This is a genomic window from Haloarchaeobius litoreus (genome assembly GCF_024495425.1).
Taxonomy (GTDB): domain Archaea; phylum Halobacteriota; class Halobacteria; order Halobacteriales; family Natrialbaceae; genus Haloarchaeobius; species Haloarchaeobius litoreus.
This window is the reverse complement of sequence record NZ_JANHJR010000003.1, coordinates 242,075-258,513: the sequence shown is the minus strand read 5'-3', so window position 1 is coordinate 258,513 and position 16,439 is coordinate 242,075. Positions and strand designations below refer to the sequence as shown.

The 16,439-nt window shown below is 68.6% G+C and carries 20 protein-coding genes; 11 read left to right on the top strand and 9 right to left on the bottom strand.

The features are described 5' to 3' along the window. Window positions 1-12: 12 nt before the first annotated feature. Complete coding sequence (locus NOW55_RS13720) at window positions 13-423, bottom strand: cytidine/deoxycytidylate deaminase family protein (protein ID WP_256400680.1); 411 nt, start codon at window positions 421-423, stop codon at window positions 13-15. Window positions 424-513: 90 nt separating this feature from the next. Between NOW55_RS13720 and NOW55_RS13715 the strand changes: the two genes are divergently transcribed. Continuing rightward, window positions 514-1,122, top strand: coding sequence for a class I SAM-dependent methyltransferase (locus tag NOW55_RS13715; protein WP_256400679.1), 609 nt, complete (start codon window positions 514-516; stop codon window positions 1,120-1,122). A gap of 24 nt (window positions 1,123-1,146) precedes the next feature. Here NOW55_RS13715 and NOW55_RS13710 read toward each other — a convergent pair whose 3' ends face one another. Next, on the bottom strand, window positions 1,147-2,217 hold the full coding sequence (locus tag NOW55_RS13710; RefSeq protein WP_256400678.1) for an anthranilate phosphoribosyltransferase: 1,071 nt from the start codon (window positions 2,215-2,217) through the stop codon (window positions 1,147-1,149). 129 nt (window positions 2,218-2,346) lie between these two features. Here NOW55_RS13710 and ahbB point away from each other — a divergent pair, with 129 nt between their 5' ends. The 6 genes from ahbB (at window position 2,347) to NOW55_RS13680 (ending at window position 8,419) form a co-directional block, all read left to right on the top strand. Continuing rightward, window positions 2,347-3,402, top strand: coding sequence for a siroheme decarboxylase subunit beta (gene ahbB, locus NOW55_RS13705; RefSeq protein WP_256400677.1), 1,056 nt, complete (start codon window positions 2,347-2,349; stop codon window positions 3,400-3,402). A 442-nt stretch (window positions 3,403-3,844) separates the two neighbouring features. Then, on the top strand, window positions 3,845-5,086 hold the full coding sequence (gene pan2, locus NOW55_RS13700) for a proteasome-activating nucleotidase Pan2 (RefSeq protein WP_256400676.1): 1,242 nt from the start codon (window positions 3,845-3,847) through the stop codon (window positions 5,084-5,086). Between the two features lie 78 nt (window positions 5,087-5,164). Then, window positions 5,165-5,638, top strand: coding sequence for a pyruvoyl-dependent arginine decarboxylase (locus NOW55_RS13695; protein WP_256400675.1), 474 nt, complete (start codon window positions 5,165-5,167; stop codon window positions 5,636-5,638). 437 nt (window positions 5,639-6,075) lie between these two features. Then, window positions 6,076-7,368: a phosphoglucose isomerase-related protein gene (locus tag NOW55_RS13690; protein ID WP_256400674.1), complete on the top strand. Its 1,293-nt coding sequence runs from the start codon at window positions 6,076-6,078 to the stop codon at window positions 7,366-7,368. 37 nt (window positions 7,369-7,405) lie between these two features. Continuing rightward, complete coding sequence (locus NOW55_RS13685; RefSeq protein ID WP_256400672.1) at window positions 7,406-8,224, top strand: CPBP family intramembrane glutamic endopeptidase; 819 nt, start codon at window positions 7,406-7,408, stop codon at window positions 8,222-8,224. A 57-nt stretch (window positions 8,225-8,281) separates the two neighbouring features. After that, window positions 8,282-8,419: a CopG family transcriptional regulator gene (locus NOW55_RS13680; RefSeq protein WP_256400671.1), complete on the top strand. Its 138-nt coding sequence runs from the start codon at window positions 8,282-8,284 to the stop codon at window positions 8,417-8,419. On the opposite strand, the gene NOW55_RS13675 is transcribed toward NOW55_RS13680, so the two are convergent. The 3 genes from NOW55_RS13675 to NOW55_RS13665 form a co-directional block, all read right to left on the bottom strand. Next, window positions 8,416-8,880, bottom strand: a complete 465-nt coding sequence (locus NOW55_RS13675) for an NOB1 family endonuclease (protein ID WP_256400670.1) — start codon at window positions 8,878-8,880, stop codon at window positions 8,416-8,418. The two genes, NOW55_RS13680 and NOW55_RS13675, sit on opposite strands and share 4 nt — an antisense overlap. Beyond that, the gene (locus NOW55_RS13670) at window positions 8,881-9,126 is read right to left on the bottom strand and encodes a PRC-barrel domain-containing protein (RefSeq protein ID WP_089736018.1); all 246 of its coding nucleotides are present in this window, start codon (window positions 9,124-9,126) and stop codon (window positions 8,881-8,883) included. A gap of 85 nt (window positions 9,127-9,211) precedes the next feature. After that, a complete protein-coding gene (locus NOW55_RS13665) occupies window positions 9,212-9,478 on the bottom strand; it encodes a hypothetical protein (RefSeq protein WP_256400669.1) in 267 nt (88 codons plus the stop codon). 131 nt (window positions 9,479-9,609) lie between these two features. Between NOW55_RS13665 and infB the strand changes: the two genes are divergently transcribed. After that, on the top strand, window positions 9,610-11,421 hold the full coding sequence (gene infB / locus NOW55_RS13660; RefSeq protein WP_256400668.1) for a translation initiation factor IF-2: 1,812 nt from the start codon (window positions 9,610-9,612) through the stop codon (window positions 11,419-11,421). A 19-nt stretch (window positions 11,422-11,440) separates the two neighbouring features. Here infB and NOW55_RS13655 read toward each other — a convergent pair whose 3' ends face one another. Both NOW55_RS13655 and NOW55_RS13650 read right to left on the bottom strand, forming a co-directional pair. Further along, entirely contained in the window at window positions 11,441-11,902 is a 462-nt protein-coding gene (locus tag NOW55_RS13655; RefSeq protein ID WP_256400667.1) for an NUDIX hydrolase, read from the bottom strand. A gap of 45 nt (window positions 11,903-11,947) precedes the next feature. Further along, window positions 11,948-12,343 carry a DUF5811 family protein gene (locus tag NOW55_RS13650; RefSeq protein WP_256400666.1) on the bottom strand — a complete coding sequence of 132 codons (396 nt, stop codon included), beginning with the start codon at window positions 12,341-12,343 and terminating at the stop codon, window positions 11,948-11,950. Window positions 12,344-12,502: 159 nt separating this feature from the next. Between NOW55_RS13650 and NOW55_RS13645 the strand changes: the two genes are divergently transcribed. Further along, the gene (locus NOW55_RS13645; protein ID WP_256400665.1) at window positions 12,503-13,129 is read left to right on the top strand and encodes a DUF8526 domain-containing protein; all 627 of its coding nucleotides are present in this window, start codon (window positions 12,503-12,505) and stop codon (window positions 13,127-13,129) included. Here NOW55_RS13645 and NOW55_RS13640 read toward each other — a convergent pair whose 3' ends face one another. Together NOW55_RS13640 and NOW55_RS13635 are read right to left on the bottom strand one after the other, a co-directional pair. Then, the gene (locus NOW55_RS13640) at window positions 13,130-13,786 is read right to left on the bottom strand and encodes an ArsR/SmtB family transcription factor (protein ID WP_256400664.1); all 657 of its coding nucleotides are present in this window, start codon (window positions 13,784-13,786) and stop codon (window positions 13,130-13,132) included. Window positions 13,787-13,846: 60 nt separating this feature from the next. Then, entirely contained in the window at window positions 13,847-14,752 is a 906-nt protein-coding gene (locus NOW55_RS13635; RefSeq protein ID WP_256400663.1) for a hypothetical protein, read from the bottom strand. Window positions 14,753-14,928: 176 nt separating this feature from the next. On the opposite strand from NOW55_RS13635, the gene NOW55_RS13630 reads away from it, so the two are divergent. Then, window positions 14,929-15,327 (top strand): DUF5802 family protein, encoded by a 399-nt coding sequence (locus NOW55_RS13630; RefSeq protein ID WP_256400662.1) that lies wholly within the window; start codon window positions 14,929-14,931, stop codon window positions 15,325-15,327. A 77-nt stretch (window positions 15,328-15,404) separates the two neighbouring features. After that, on the top strand, window positions 15,405-16,298 hold the full coding sequence (locus NOW55_RS13625) for a Vms1/Ankzf1 family peptidyl-tRNA hydrolase (protein WP_256400661.1): 894 nt from the start codon (window positions 15,405-15,407) through the stop codon (window positions 16,296-16,298). Window positions 16,299-16,439: the final 141 nt, after the last annotated feature.

The window sequence follows — 16,439 nt, the reverse complement described above, 5'->3', positions numbered from 1 at the left end:
CGGGCGGCTGTCTCAGGCCCGCGCCGGCAGCAGCTCCGAGAGCGCGACCTTCCGCAGCTCGCCGTCGAGTCTCACGATGACGTCGAGCGACGGGTCGTAGTCGTACAGCAGCTCCCGGCAGACGCCGCAGGCCGAGATGACGACCGCCTCGTTCGCGGCGTCGTCGTCCCGGAACCGCACCGCGACCGAGCAGTCGAACGACTCGTGGCCGTCGGCGAGTGCGTTCTCGAGGGTGACCGGCTCGCAGTGGACCGTCGCCTGGTCGACGGTCGACTTCAGGTTCACGGCGGTGTAGACGGTGCCGTCCGCGGCCCGGAGCGCGGAGGCGACGCGGTGGCGGTCCGGGTCGAATCTGGCTGCCAGCGTCTCGGTTGCGGCGTCGACGAGCTCGTGGTCGGCGGCGTACAGGGGTCGGGCGTCCATACCGGGGCTTCGACTCCGGCGGGGAAAAGCACCCGTCAGACGGCGGGATACCGTAATCGTGATTACAGCCTGACCACTCGGTTCGAGCCCATGTCCGACGACCCTGCTGCCTGGTGGGACGAGGCGTACGAGCGCGACGCGGCTCCGTGGGACACCGGCGAACCACAACCGGCACTCGCGGGCGTCGCCGACCGCCCGGAGCGATGGCGCGTGCTCGACCCCGGCTGCGGCACCGGCACGCACGCCGTCCACTTCGCGAGCCAGGGCCACGACGTGGTCGGGGTCGACGTCTCCGAGAACGCCGTCGAGCGGGCCCGGTCGAAGGCCGACGAGCACGGCGTCGCGGCGACGTTCCACGTCGACGACGTGCGCGAGCTCGACGCCGTCGCCGGTCCGTTCGACGCGGTCGTCGACAGCGGGATGTTCCACGTCTACGCCGGTGCGGACCGCGAGCGGTACGTCGATGCGCTGGCCGACGTGGTCGCCGAGGCCGGCCGGGTCTTCCTCGTGGCCTTCGGAGCCGACGCGCCGGCAGACGACGGGCCGACGCCGGTCTCGCACGACGACGTGCGGGCAGCGTTCGCCGACGGCTGGACGGTCCGCGAGGTACGCGACACGCGGTTCGAGACGCGACACGGCGCAGTCCCCGGGACGTACGCCGTCGTCGAACGGACGCGTGAGAACAGCGCGGCGGAGTGAAGGCGGAACGACGGAAGACAGCAGTCAGAACGCGCGCAGATCCTCGAGCACCGCGGCGGCGTCGCCCGACGCGATGGTCTCGCGGGCGAGTTCCAGCCCCTCGTCCAGCGAGTCGACGTCGTCGCGGGCGTACATCCGGAACGCGGCGTTGAGCGCGATGGCGTCGGCGAACTGGTCGTCGCGGACGCCCGAGAGGACGGCCTCGGTGATGGCGGCGGAGTCCGCGGCCACGTCGTCGACGCCGAGGTCGGCCTCCTCGAAGTCCATGCCGAACTCGGCGGTCTCGATCTCGTAGTCCGTGAGCTCGTCCTCGCTTGCTCTCCACTCGGCTACCTTCGTGTAGCCGGGTCGGATGTCGTCGTAGCCCTCCATGCCCTGGAACATGACGACCTTGCCGACATCGAGTTCCTCGCTCGCGGCGAACGTGTTGCAGGTCTTCTTCGCGAACGCGAGGTGGTAGAACGAGCCGAGGTGGACGTCGGCGTTGGCGGGGTTGGCGAACGTCTCGATGGTGTTGACGAACGTCCGGACGCCCATCTGGTCGCGGCGCTCGAACAGCTCGTCGATGCCGGGGTTGAACGCTGGCTGGTAGTAGAAGCCGAAGCCGGTGTCGTCCACCATGTCGGCGCTCTCATCCGGGGACAGTTCGGTCCGGACGCCGAGCGCGTCGAGCACGTGCTTGTAGGCGTCCTGCTTCTGCGTCGGGACGCGGTCGCCGCTGTGGGCGACGACGGGTGTGCCCGCGGCGGCGGCGACGATGCCCGCGCCGACGCCGAGGATGGCCGTCCGGCCCTTGCCGTCGTAGTTCGCGCCGCAGTCGACGGGGTCGCAGTCCGGCTCGGCCGTGACGACGCTCTCCTCGCGCATCACGTCCGTGTAGGCAGCCAGCTCCTCGGGGTTGTTGCGCTTCCAGCGGTTCGCCAGCCAGAACGCCCCGAGTGTCGTCGGGTCGGGCTCGCCGCCGAGGATGCGCTGGAACGCCTCGCGGGCCTGCGCCCGGTCCATGTCCTCCGCGGACTTGTGGCCGGAGCCGACGACCTCCGTCATCAGCCGCTTCAGGGGCCATTCGCCGTACTCGCGGGTCGCTTGTGCCATACGGCTCCGTTGGGACGGTCCGAGGAAAAGTCGCCCGGTCCGTTCTCGGGTCGTGGGAGTCGCCGGTGACGGTGTGCACTCGCATCGCCCTTCGAAACACGTACCTTGCACAGGTCCCTAGCGCCGACGATGAACACGCAGTCGGGCGACTGGCGCGAGGAGGTAGACGAGGTCGACGCCCGCCTCATCGACGGCTACCAGTCGGGCTTCCCGGTGGCCGAGCGCCCGTTCCGCATCGTCGGGGAGGAGCTGGGTGTCACGGAGTCCGAGGCGTTCGAGCGCGTCAAGCGGCTCAGCGACGAGGGCGTCTTCCGGCGTTTCGGGGCCGTCCTCAACCCGCCGGTCATCGGCTCCTCGACGCTCGCGGCGGTGCAGGCCCCGGAGGACCGGTTCGACGAGGTTTCCGAGGTCATCAACGGCTACCAGCAGGTGAACCACAACTACCGGCGCGAGCACGACTGGAACATGTGGTTCGTCGTCACCGCCGGGTCCAGAGAGACGCGGGACCGCATCCTCGACGAGATCGAGGCGGAGACGGGCTGTGAAGTCCTCAACCTCCCGATGCTGACGGACTACTACATCGACCTGGAGTTCCCGGTCGTCAACGCCGACCGGTTCGCACGGGAGTCGGTCGAGTCCACCGAGGTCTCCGCGACGCGCATCTCCGAGAACGCGACGGGCGACCTCTCGCGGTTCGACGCCGAGCTCCTGCTCGCCATCCAGTCGGGCTTCCCGCTCTCGGAGACGCCGTACCGCGACATCGCCGCCGAGATAGCCCCGGAACTGGACGAGGACGTCACCGTCGAGATGGTGTTAGCGGGCGTCGAACGGCTCCGCGACGGCGGCTGCATCAAGCGCGTCGGTTGCATCGTTAACCACGTCGTCACCGGCTTCTCGAACAACTGCATGGTCGTCTGGGACGTGCCCGACGACGAGCTCGACGAGCGCGGGCTGGCGGTGGGCGAGCTTCCGTACGTCACCCTCTGCTACCACCGCCCGCGCCGGCCCGAGCAGGACTGGCCGTACAACCTCTTCACCATGATTCACGGCCGCGATCCCGACGCGGTCGACGAGAAGGTCGACGAGCTCGCCACGGAGTACCTTCCGGTCGACCACGAACGACTCTACTCGACGGAGACGCTCAAGCAGACGGGGGCACAGTACGAGGAACTCGTCGGGGAGTAGTGCGGTGGCGGTGACAGTCGACGTACGGCCGCGAGCGCAGCGAGCGGCCGTTTCGCCGCGACGAGCGGTGCGCGGTTCGGAGCGAGCGCAGCGAGCGAGAACCGCGACTGCGAACGGGGAGCGAAGCGACCCGTGAGCGCAGCGAGTCGCGGCCCTTTTTGGCCCAGCTTTTTCGAGGAGTGGTCGCGAGCGGAGCGAGCGACCCGACGATGAAAAAGGTGGTCGGCCGTGAGCGGAGCGAGCGACCCGACGATGAAAAAGGTGGTCGGCCGTGAGCGGAGCGAGCGACCCGACGATGAAAAAGGTGGTCGGCCGTGAGCGGAGCGAGCGACCCGACGATGAAAAAGGTGGCCTGAGGACCGACGATTATGAACCTTCTGCACTCGGGCTCTCTCCCCAACCCAAAGGCTATTTTACGCCCATCGCATACGACCGATAACTCATGTCCCGGAGTCCTTCGCTGCCCGACCGTCCGCGGTTAGACCTCGACCCGGACATGTCGGAGGAAGAGCGGCTCTCGGCGTTGCGCGAGCACTTCACCGACGTCACAGAGGTGCACGACAAGCTCTCCAGCCAGCTGGAGGCCGCCCACGAGCGCCGCGACGAGCTGAAAGAAGAGGTCGACCAGACGGAGCGGGAGAACGAGGCGCTGAAGACGTCCTCGCTCTACATCGCGACCGTCGAGGAGATCGACGAGGAGGCACAGGAGGCGGTCGTCAAGCAGCACGGCAACAACCAGGAGGTGCTCACCGACGTCTCACGTCGGATGAGCGAGGAGCTGCAGGCGGGCGACCGCGTCGCGGTCAACGACTCGTTCTCGGTCCAGACCATCCTGGCGAGCGAGACCGACGCCCGCGCGCAGGCGATGGAGGTCGACGAGAGCCCCGCGGTCGAGTACGCCGACATCGGCGGCATCGACGAGCAGGTCCGCGAGGTCCGCGAGGCCGTCGAGGAGCCGCTCATCAACCCCGAGAAGTTCGACACGGTCGGCATCGACCCGCCGTCGGGCGTGCTGCTGTACGGCCCGCCGGGGACGGGGAAGACGATGCTGGCGAAGGCCGTCGCGAACGAGACCGACGCCACCTTCATCAAGATGGCCGGCTCAGAGCTGGTCCGCAAGTTCATCGGCGAGGGCTCCCGGCTGGTGCGTGACCTGTTCGAGCTCGCCTCGGAGCGCGAGCCCGCTATCATCTTCATCGACGAGATCGACGCCATCGCGGCGACGCGCACGGAGTCCAAGACCTCGGGCGACGCGGAGGTCCAGCGTACGATGATGCAGCTGCTCTCCGAGATGGACGGCTTCGAGGCCCGGGGGAACATCCGCATCATCGCCGCGACGAACCGCTTCGACATGCTCGACCGCGCCATCCTCCGCCCCGGCCGGTTCGACCGTCTCATCGAGGTGCCCGAGCCCGACGCGGAGGGCCGCGAGCGCATCTTCGAGATCCACACCGAGCAGATGAACGTCGCCGACGACGTGACCTTCGCCGACCTCGCCGAGGAGACGGCGGGCTACTCCGGCGCGGAGATCGCGAGCGTCGCCACCGAGGCCGGCATGTTCGCCATCCGCGACGGCCGCACCGAGGTCCGCAAGACCGACTTCGTCGAGGCACTGGAGAAGATCGAGGCCGACGACGGCGGCGAGTTCGTCCCCTCGGCCGGCCACGCGACGTACCACTACTGAACGGCGAGTCGACACCGAACCGCGGACTCCGGGACCGCGAACCGCAACTTCCTTTCTCCCGCGCCGACTCGCTCGACCATGGAGCCCATCCGCATCGTCTGGGGCCACGCCACCGGCCCGACCGAGATGGCCGCCTATGACGCGGCCCTCGCGGCGGCCGGCGTCGAGAACTACAACCTCGTCGCCGTCTCGTCGGTCATCCCGGCCGACGCGACCGTCGAGCTCGCCGGCACTGCCCCCGACCTCGGTCCCGTCGGGAACCGCCTCACGGTGGTCGAAGCCTGTGCCACGGCGACCGAGCCCGGCCACGTCTCGGCAGGGCTCGCCTGGGCTACCTCGCCCGACGGCGGGCTGTTCTACGAGGCGGCCGGCCCGACCGACGAGGCCGACATCTCCGAGCGCGTGCGGCGTGGATTGGCGGCAGGAGAATCGCTGCGTGACTGGGATTTCGGCGACCCGCACGTTCGGGTGGAGAGTGCGTCGGTGGAGCCCGGGACCTACACGACCACGGTGGTACTGGCGGTGTACGGCGAGTCCGAGCCGATTCTGTGACTGAACTGGGTGTCTATGGCTCTCGTTTCGAGTTACAGTATCACGTGAGCTGGTTCCGACGGTAGCCAGAAAGCCCCGAGACGTTCGACTCGGGGGCCTCGCTACGTCCCCGGAAATCGGAGATTTCCGGTGTGCTCACGAGACACTCGCGTCCCGTGACCGGTCCTCGTACCTGCGGTCCTTGCGTCGGCCGCCGTCGTCGAACGTCTCGCCCCTTTCGGTCCCACCCCGCGACCGCACCGCACCTCACGCCTCCCCAACCGATTCTCTCGGTCGCAGGCTCCCTCGCTCATCCCTCGCGCGGATGGCTCGACACCCTCGCTTCGCTCGGCGTCTCGCCAGCCGCGCGCCGTGCCGGCTGGTCCTTGTCTCGTTGCAGTCAGCCGGACACGGGAGCGATGAGAACGCCTTTCACTCGAACCGTCGACGCTCCAGATATGAACGTGGACATCGGCAACGCGCTCTCCGCGGAGGCGTCGCCCGGAATCTCGCGGGAGAACCTGGACAGACTGAACGAGCAGGTCGCGGCGGCACACGAGCGAATCGAGCAGGGCATCACGGACCGGGAGCACGGATACGCGGCGCTCGCGCTGCCGGAGACGGTCGACACGGACGCCATCGAGGCGGCGGTCGAGCCGTTTTCCGACAGCGAGGCGGTCCTGACGGTCGGTATCGGCGGGAGCGCGCTTGGCGCGGCGACCATCGCGGACGCGCTGGAGTCCGACGTCGAGGCGCACTTCCTCGACAACGTCGACCCGGAGCAGGTCGCGGGGCTGCTCGCCGACCTCCCGCTCGAATCGACGACGGTGAACGTGGTGTCGCGGTCGGGGACGACGGCGGAGACGCTGGCGAACTTCCTCGTCGTGCGCGATGCGATGGAGGAGGCGGGCGTCGACTGGACCGACCGGACGTTCGTCACGACCGGCGAGTCGGGGCCGCTCCGGGAGCTGGCCGACCGGCACGACCTGCCGTCGCTGCCGGTGCCAGACGGCGTCCCGGGACGGTTCGCGGCGCTCTCGACGGTCGGGCTGGCGTGTGCGGCCATCCAGGGCCACGACCTCGACGCGCTCGTCGCGGGGGCGGCCGCGCAGAAGGAGCAGCTCTCGGACTCGCTGTTCGAATCCCCCGCCTACGCCTACGGTGCCATCTGCTACGCGCTGGACGTGCGGGGCGCGAGCGTGAACGCGATGCTCCCCTACGCGGAGTCGCTGGAGACGTTCGCGGAGTGGTTCGCACAGCTCTGGGCGGAGAGTCTGGGCAAGGACGGGCTCGGCCAGACGCCGGCACGGGCACTCGGTGCGACCGACCAGCACTCCCAGCTCCAGCTCTACCGGGCCGGCCCCCGGGACAAGATGGTGACGTTCGTCCGGCCGCGCGAGCGCGAGGACCGGGCTATCCCCGAGACGGAGTTCGAGGCGCTGTCGTACCTCGGCGGGACGGGGCTGGGCGACCTGCTCGACGCCGAGTTCGAGGCCACGGAGGCGAGCCTCGCGGCGGCGGGCCGCCCGAACGTCCGGGTCGAGATCGACCGCGTGGACGAGCACGGGCTCGGCGAGCTGCTGTACGCGATGGAGGCAGCCTGCGTGCTCGCCGGCGAGCTGTACGGCGTCGACACGTTCGTCCAGCCAGCCGTCGAGTGGGGGAAGAACGCGGCCCGTGGCCTGCTCGGCGGCGGCGATTTCCCCGAGGCCGACGCGGTCGAGGAGAAGCGCACGCTCCGTATCGAGTAGCAGAGAACCTATACTGTTCGCGCCGATACCCACGGACATGGACGAAAGCTTCGCCGACGGGCGCGGCAGCTCCTCCCCGAGGGGCGGTGGCTCCCCCGTCGACATCTTCAAGACGTTCGTCCGGTTCCTCCTGCTCGGGTTCGGGAGCCTCGCGCTGCTGTTCGTCATCCAGATCGCCCTGTACCTCGTCACCGTCAGCGTGCTCGGCCCGGTCCCGGACGGCGGTCTCGAGGTCCAGCTCATCACGTTCCTGAGCCTCGGTCTGGGGACGCTCATCGTCGCGGCGGCGTACCTGGAAAACTCGGGCCGGGACTGGTCGTTCGTCGACGTCGAACTGCCGTCGCTGCGTGACGTCGCCTGGACGATCGGGGGGTTCGTCATCCTCATCCTGGGCTTCCTCGCGGTCATCTCACTGTTCGACCTGCTCGGGCTCTCTCCCGCCGAGCACAGCAGCACGGACTCCATCATCAGCGCGACGCCTGAGGTGATACTGCTCGTGCTCGTCGCCCAGTTGCTCGTCGTCGGCCCGGGCGAGGAGCTGCTGTACCGCAACGTCATCCAGAAGTCGCTGTACGACGTAGTGACCCGGCCGGTCGCAGTGGTGCTCGCGAGCGTCATCTTCTCGCTGGTCCACATCCCGGCGTACTCCGCTGGCGGGGCGAGCCTCGGTGGCGTCGCGACCACGCTCGCCGCGATCTTCGTCCTCTCGCTCGTCCTCGGCGGGGTGTACGCCCGCACCGAGAACGTCGTCGTCCCGGCGGTCATCCACGGGAGCTACAACGTCCTCTCGTTCTACTCGACCTACGCAACCGGCGGCGAGGGTGGCGGAACCGAGGCGTTGCTGTGGCTGCTCTGACGTGTCGTACAGCCGTCTGACGAAGGTTTTTCGACTTACAGAACGTAGCCACGGAAGATGGCAAAGCGCTACGCGGTCGTCTGCGAGGACGACGTGGGCGAGCGCATCGAGCGGCTCGCCCGCGAGTACGACCTCACCGAGCAGGCGGTCCTCAGACAGCTGATCGAGCGGGGCCTCGAACAGACGGAGGGTTAGGAGTTCGAGGGGTTCTTGCGGGAGAGCGGGCTGCCGCAGATCGGGCAGCGGTCCTTCTGTTCGTCGAACTCACGGCCACAGCCCTGGCACTGGAACAGCCAGTCTCGGCGCTCGTCGATGCCGTCACGGGCGATGACCTCGACGGCGACGTTCAGCTTCTCGGCGACGTTCTGCATCGCGTAGTCGTCGGTGACGAGCGTGCCGTCGAGCTCGAACGTGGCGGCGACGAGGCGAACGTCGGTGTCCGAGAGCACGGAGAGGTCGCCGGTCTCGCGGGCGGCGCGTCTGACCCGTTCGGTCGTCTCGGAGTCGGGGATGTGGATGTGCATCCCCGCGCCCTCCATGGCGTCGTAGCGGTAGACGCTCTCGCCTTCCAGCTCCTCCCGGACCATCGGGATGGTGGCGGTGTCGTTGGACGTGTGGTACTCGTTGATGAATGCGGAGGAGTCGAGAACGTACATCTAGCGTTCGACGACGATGTAATCCTTCACCGCCTGGACGTGTCCGACGGGGATGCGGAAGCGACCGCCCTCGTCTCGCTCGTAGGAGACGCTGCGCGTCGGCGTGTCCTCGTGCGGGTCGACGAGGAGGTGGTGGAGTTCGCCGCTCTTGAGGTCCATCGTGATGTTGTACACGATGCCGAGTTCGGTACCGTCGGAACCCATCACGTTCTTGTCCGACAGGTTCTCAGCGAGTACGTCTGGCATACTATGGCCTTTCCCCACGACCGGTAATAAACGCCACGGGGACGGTCGGACGCACGGCTGACGCGCCGGATTCGCGTCCCGTCTGTCACAGGAACCGACGGAACTGCCAGTACAGTCCCGAGAGCGCGTTCCGGAGCCCGGCGACGGGTCGGAATCCGGCGTCAGGGTCGGCCGCGGCCTCGAACTCGGCGTCGAGCTGGTCCGTCGCGACGTGGCGCACGTCACCTGTGCTCTCGCGGCGGCCGTGCTCGTCGGTGACCCGGAGCAGCGCCACCTCGTCGGTGACGCCGACGACACGGTAGACGGGCGCGTCGTCGCCGGTCGGTCGGTAGTGGTCGCCGATGCTGGGCATGGCTCACGCTGCTCGCGCGGCGCACATGAATGGGTCGCTCCGTGTGAACCGCTTCCACCGGCCGTGGCGTAACGGTGGAGTTATACGCCGTCCTGCGAAGGTTTAGACGACACTTCTTCAGGGTGGCACTCATGTCGGATTCGGATACAACCCCCACGGACACATCGGCGGACGCACTTCGAACCCCCATCGTCGCGGTCCTCGGCCACGTCGACCACGGCAAGACCAGCCTGCTCGACAAGATCCGCGGCTCGGCGGTCATCGAGGGCGAGGCCGGGGCCATCACCCAGCACATCGGCGCGACCGCCGTCCCGCTCGACGTGGTCTCCGACATGGCGGGCGAGCTGGTCGACCCCGACGACTTCGACCTGCCCGGCCTGCTGTTCATCGACACGCCCGGCCACCACTCCTTCACCACCCTGCGCTCCCGCGGCGGCGCGCTCGCCGACATCGCCGTCCTCGTCGTCGACGTCAACGACGGCTTCCAGCCACAGACGCTGGAGGCCATCAACATCCTCCAGAACACCCAGACGCCCTTCATCGTCGCCGCCAACAAGGTCGACACGGTGCCGGGCTGGAACCCCAACGAGGACAGCCCCATCAAGCCGTCCTACGACGCGCAGTCCGACCGCGTCCGCGGCGACCTCGACGACCGGCTCTACGCCATCATCGGCGAGCTCTCCGATCAGGGCTTCTCCGCCGACATGTACTGGCGGGTGCAGGACTTCCAGAACAACATCGGCGTCGTCCCCGTCTCCGCGATGACCGGCGAGGGCGTCCCGGACCTCCTCGCCGTCATGATGGGGCTCTCCCAGCGGTACATGAAGGAGGAGATGGCCATCGACGTCGACGGCCCCGGCGTCGGGACCGTCCTCGAGGTGAAAGAGGAGCGCGGCTTCGGCACCACCGTCGACATCGTGCTCTACGACGGCACCATCCACGAGGACGACACCATCGTCGTCGGGGGCGAGAACCAGCCCATCGTCACCGAGGTCCGCGCCCTCCTCCAGCCCCGCCCGCTCGCCGAGATTCGCACCGAGAGCCGCTTCGAACAGGTCGAGAGCGTCGGTGCCGCCGCCGGTATCAAGGTCGCCGCACCGGACCTCGACGAGGCGATGGCGGGCGCACCCATCCGCGTCGTCGGCGACCGCGACCTCGACGAGGTCATCGAGGAGGTCCGCGCCGAGCTCGCCCAGGTCGCCGTCGACACCGAGGAGGACGGCGTCGTCGTCAAGGCCGACACGCTCGGCTCGCTCGAAGCGATGGCCGACGCGCTCTCGGAGGCCGAGATACCCATCGTCCGCGCCGAGGTCGGCGACATCGCCCCGCGGGACGTGGCCGTCGCCTCCACCGCGGAGGACGAGCTCCACCGCGCCATCCTCGGCTTCAACGTCGACGTGCTCGGCGACGCCGCCGACCGCGCCGACGTCGAGGACGTGAAGATATACACCGACGACGTCATCTACCAGCTCGTCGAGGAGTACGACACGTTCGTCGAGGACCAGCGCCAGTCCCAGCAGGACACCGTGCTGGAGAACATCGCCCGGCCCGCCCGCTTCCAGATCCTCGACGACCACACCTTCCGACAGAACGACCCCGCCGTCGTCGGCGTCGAGATCCTCTCGGGCACCGTCAAGAAGAACCAGTACGTCGTGAAGTTCGACGGCAACGACCCCGTCCGCGTCGGCGAACTCAAGGGCATCCAGGAGCAGGGCGAGGACGTCGACGAGGCCCGCGCCGGCAACCGCGTCTCGGTCGCCATCGACGGCCCCACCGTCGGCCGGCAGATAGAGGAGGGCGACGAGCTCTGGATCGAGCTCCCCGAGAAGCACGCGAAGATCCTCGAACAGGAGCTGAAGGAGGAGATCCCGATGGACGAGCGCGAGGCGCTGTCGATGTACCTGGAGAAGCAGCGCAAGCGGGACCCCTTCTGGGGGAAGTGAGTGGTCTGATTCTGCGGTCTCAGCGCTCGGCGACGTGACCCGCACCGTCGCCGTCGCCGTCGAGCAGGGTGACCAGTCCCTCGGGGTACAGCGGCTCCGGGCCATCCTGCACCGATTCGAGGTCGAACCAGCCCGCATCGTACTCGACGGCCCCGCCGTCGTCGACGCCCGAGAACTGCTCGCGCCCGTACAGCGACTCGTCCGCGAACGTCGCTTCGCGGAGGACGACGAGTTCGTGGTCGGGCTCGCCATCCCAGCTGAACCGGTTCTCGATGGTGCCGAGCGTCGGTCCGGCCGCGATATCGACGCCGAGTTCTTCCCGAAATTCGCGTTCGAGCGCCGCTGCGCTCGCCTCGCCGAACTCGATGCCGCCACCGATGGGTCGGTAGAAGTCGCCCTCGCCGGGGTCCGTGAGCCGCTGGAGGAGGTGCTCGCCGTCGCGTTCGATGATGCCGAGGACTTTCGTCTGGATGGGTGGCATGGACCGCGGAGAACGTGACTGCCCGGAGTAAAGATGACGGTTCCGTCAGCGTGCCGTCGGCGTCACGGAGCCCGAGAGCGCCTGTTTCACCTGGAGCGCCGCCGAGGCAGCCAGTCCGCGGGCGACCTCCGCCTGGTCCTCGGGGTCGATGAGGTCGTCGTCGTCGAACTCGTCGACGTCCGGCGTGAAGCCCGCGCTGATGGGGTTGCCGATCGGCGGCTGGACGGCGACCGTCGCCTGCGGGCCGCCGACGCCGTTGGAGATGTCGCCGTCGACGACGTACTCGTCGGGGAGGAACTCCCGGGTCAGAGCGGCGATTCGGGAGACGTCCGCGCGGAGCCGCCGCTTCTGTTCCGCCGTGAGCTCGGGCACGTCGGCGGACGCACGCTTCCCTGCCTGCGTGCTGCCCGGAAGACCAGCGTACGGAGTGTTTCCATTCATAAAACTCGCTACTCCGGCTATGGTCGGATGGCCTAAAAGTCGTTCGGCTACGGAACTCGGGTCGCGGGTGGACTCTGGGGGTTTCGGACCCACACAGCCCATCGCCTCCACTCCCGACCGACGAAAAGGCTCTTGTCCGAACACCCGATACATCCACCCATGGCAGACGGCTCGGAGGAGAAGACCGTCGACAAGTCGACGGACGAGCTCCTCGCAGAGACGGACGACCTCCTCTCGGACCTCGACGGCGGCGGCGGGGACACCGGCGAGAAGCGTCAGTCCGAGCGGTCCACCCGGAGCACGCCCTCCACCGCGCAGGAAGACGACGGCGGCTTCGACCTCGGCTTCGGCTCGGACTCGTCGACGCAGGCCGAGCAGTCCCAGCAGTCCGAGTCCGACGGCGAGGGCTGGCGGGGCTACTTCAATCCGAAGTCGTTCCTGCTGGCGACGCTGCTGTTGACCGTGGGCTACGTTGCGGGTGGGTTCGTCCCCGTCCTCGGTGGGCTGGCGAGCTGGGCGGGCCTGGTCGGCGCGGCGTTCCTCTACGGGCTCGGCACGTCGAAGGGTCGCTACCCCGAGACGGCGCTGGCGGGTGCGGGTGTCGGGCTCGTGACGACCGTGCTGACGAGCCTGCGCTTTATCGCGTTCGCGAACGGCCAGCTGCTGCTCGCGCTCGGGGCGGGCCTCGGGCTGGTCGGCGCGCTCGTCGGGTACTACTTCGGCTCCGACCTGCGGACGGGACTCACGAGCGACCCGGACGAGTTCGAGGACGACCTGCGCTGGTAGTCAGTCGGCGAGCTGCCAGCCATCGGAGCCGTAGCGCACGAGCCCGTTGTCCTGCAGGTCCGCGAGCACGTCCTCGACCATCCCCGGCGGTGCGTCGACGCTGTTCCCGATCTCGACGGCGGACTTCGGTTCCGAGCGCACCGTGAGCAGCACGTCCGCGTAGAGCCGGCTGTCGCTGCCAGCCCCCACGGACTCGGTGATGCGGTCGAGCACGTCGGTCATGCGGCCCTGGACCCAGCGCTGGGCCATCGAGAGCTCGTTCTCGAGTTCCTCCAGCCGAGAGAGGTCGGCGACGAGGTCGTTCGTGTTCTCGCCCTCCTCGGAGTACTGCACGTCGAGCTTGAGGTGGCGACACGTGGTCATGTCGAGGCTCTTCGAGGCGGGGTAGGCGCTCTTGGTCGCGAAGGCGTAGGGGGAGACGTTGACCTCGAGCCGGAGGTTGCGCGCGATGTGGAAGTACTTGCGGCGCTGGTCGTCGGTGTGGCTCTCGATGAGCCCGGCGTCCTCGAGCTTCCGGAGGTGCTCGATGACGGCCTTGGGGCTGACGCTCAGGTACTCGCTGATTTCGGTCACGTAGCACGGTTTCCGAGCGAGCAGGCGCAGGATACGCCGTCTGTTCTCGTTCCCGAGCAGGTCGAGCAACGCCGCTGAATCCATCTAGCTGTGCCTTGGCGATTAGCGCGTAAAAGCGTCACCCCTCCGGTCCGCCGCCGTCACTCAGACTGTGGCCTGGCGAATCGGCTCGAGCAGGACGGTGTCGGCCGGGTGGATGCTGGCGTCGTCGGTCTCGCCGTCACCGTCGCCGCCGTTACCGCCGTTGCCGCCGGTTCCTGCACCGGGGCCGTCACCGTCGGAGCCGTTGTCGCCGCCAGCGCCGTCGTCAGCGCCACCGGGCCCGTTTCCCGGGCCGTCGGAGACGTTCCCGCGCTGCTCCTCGGTCTGACCGGGGTTGTCGCCGGGCCCGCCCTCGCCGGTGCCGCCGGTCTCGTTCCCGCAGTTCGGACGGTCCTCCTCGCAGCGCTCGCGGTCGAGGCCGGGCACGCTCTCGGGCGGACCGCCCGCACCGAGTTCGCGGGCCATCTCGGCGATCTCCGGGCCGGTGAGCTCGCTCGCGTTCTGCCGGATACGGTCGAGCTGGGTGGTGTTCACGCCGGCCTCGCGGGCGGCGTCTTCGGTCTGGTTCAGTGCGGAGCCGAGGGCGGCGAGCCGGCTCGTCAGCGACGCCAGCTGTGCGCGGTAGGCCACGCGGCTCATCTCGTCACGGCGTTCCTGGAGCCGCTGTCGCTGCTCCTGCAGTGCGTCGAGTCGCGCTTCGAGGGCGTTCGTCCGGCCATCGACGAGCCGGGCTCGCGTCGCGTTGTCACCGGACCCGTTGAACGCGGCCCCCCACATGCCGCTGTCGACCTCTCCGTTGGCGTCGGCGGCGGCCGACTGGGCGAACGTGGAGAACGCGCCACCCATCGACCGGTTCGAGGAGTTGTTGTCCCCGGGTGGCGTCTGGACCGGGTCGTCCGTGGTGGCTGCGTCGACCGCCGTCGAGGGGCCGGGGCGGTCCGCGACCGCCACGGGGAGGGCTGCGACGGTGAGCATGACGCAGGCCAGTACGGCGAGTGTGCGCTTCATCACCCGCTCCTAGGTCTGTCTACCCTAAAAACCTCCACCACCGTTCGGACGGTTCACCCGTTCGTGCGGGACCGTTCAGAACCGTTTTCTCGGTCGCAGTCGGTCGATTTGCGGTCCGATATAAATACTGCCCAGTACCCTTTTGGGTGTCAATGTCTTCCATACAAGTGCACAGCATGTTCGAATCGTTCTCGAGTAGCTACTACTTCGGGCGGTTGTACGTCACGCCGTCCGAGGGCGACGAGCCCGTGATGCAGCGCGAGCAGCACGAGCGCGTCGCCGAACAACTCTACCACGACGGGAGCGGCGTCACCCGGGTCGACAGCCCGCTGGTGATGAAACTGGACACGGCCCACCTGGCCGTGCGCGGCGAGGATGGGGTCCCCGCGGACACACTCGCCGTACCGCAGTCGCTCCTCGAGCAGACCGACATCAGCAACCCGCCCGCACTCACCGAGGTGTTCCTCGCGAAGGCGGACCGAGCCTCACAGCTGCTCCAGTTCACGGGCTACGGGGAGGCCGACCCGTCGGACCCGTCGGACGAGTTCGACGTGGGGCCGAACGCGGGCACCTGAGCGCCCGCGGCCGCTTTTGTTCGACGGGCGGCCCGACTGCGCAACCTAGAAGTGCGCGGCCTTCCCGGATGCGTACGATGCTCGACGAGCTGCTCGGCCGCGCGGCGCTGAAGGAGCGCATCGATGAGCTGGAGGCGGAGACCGAGCGTCTGTCGGCCCAGCTCGAGGCGGAGTCCGAGCGCCGCACAGACGCCGTCAGCGCGAGACAGGACGCCGAGGAGCGCGTCAACCGGCTGGAGGACCGCATCGCCCAGCTCGAGGGCGAGCTCGACCGTCGAGAGGACGACGGCGACGACCTCGCGTTTCGGAGTCGGACGGACCTCCACGCCGAGCGACTCGACACGGTGCTCACACGGCTGGAATCGGTCGAGACCGAGGCCGAGGGCTTCCTCTCGGCGGCTATCGGCGACGACGAGGGCGCACCCGACGCCGTCGACGACCTGCTCGGCGACCGCGCCCGGCTCGCCGAGGAGGCCGCGCCCTGCCTCGTCTACGCCGACGACGCCGGGCTCGTCTCCGCGGTGCTGGAACCGCCGGTCCAGCCCGAACCGTTCTGCGAGTGGGGCGATTCGGCCCGGATCGACCGGTCGTGGTGCCAGCCGACGGGCCGGTTCGCCCTCGCGCTCGTCCGCGCCGACGTGTTCGCAATCGGCGAGTACGACGGCCGCGAGCGGCGCTCGATGCGCTCGTTCGAGAGCGACGTGAAGAGCGACCACTCGAAGGGCGGCTTCTCGCAGGGCCGGTTCGAGCGCATCCGCGACGAGCAGATCCAGGACCATCTCGCGGAGTGTCGGGAGGCGATCGCGGAGCGGGATGCCGACCGGCTGTTCGTCGTCGGCGACCGGCGGTTGGTCGGCGAGTTCTCCGACGAGGCGGCGGCCACGGCGGCCGTGGACGTGAGCGAGAGCGGTGCGGCGGGGCTGGACGCCGCACTGCACGAGTTCTTCACGACCCGACTGTCGACGTTCTGAGCGTCGTCTCTGTGGGGTGATGGTGGTTCGAAGACGGCGAGAAGGGCCATGACTCGACGGCACCCTCACTCCCACGCGACGGACCCCTCGCCGGCTAAAGTTTACGTCTATTGTAAACTCCGGGGCCGAGATGGCCGAGGC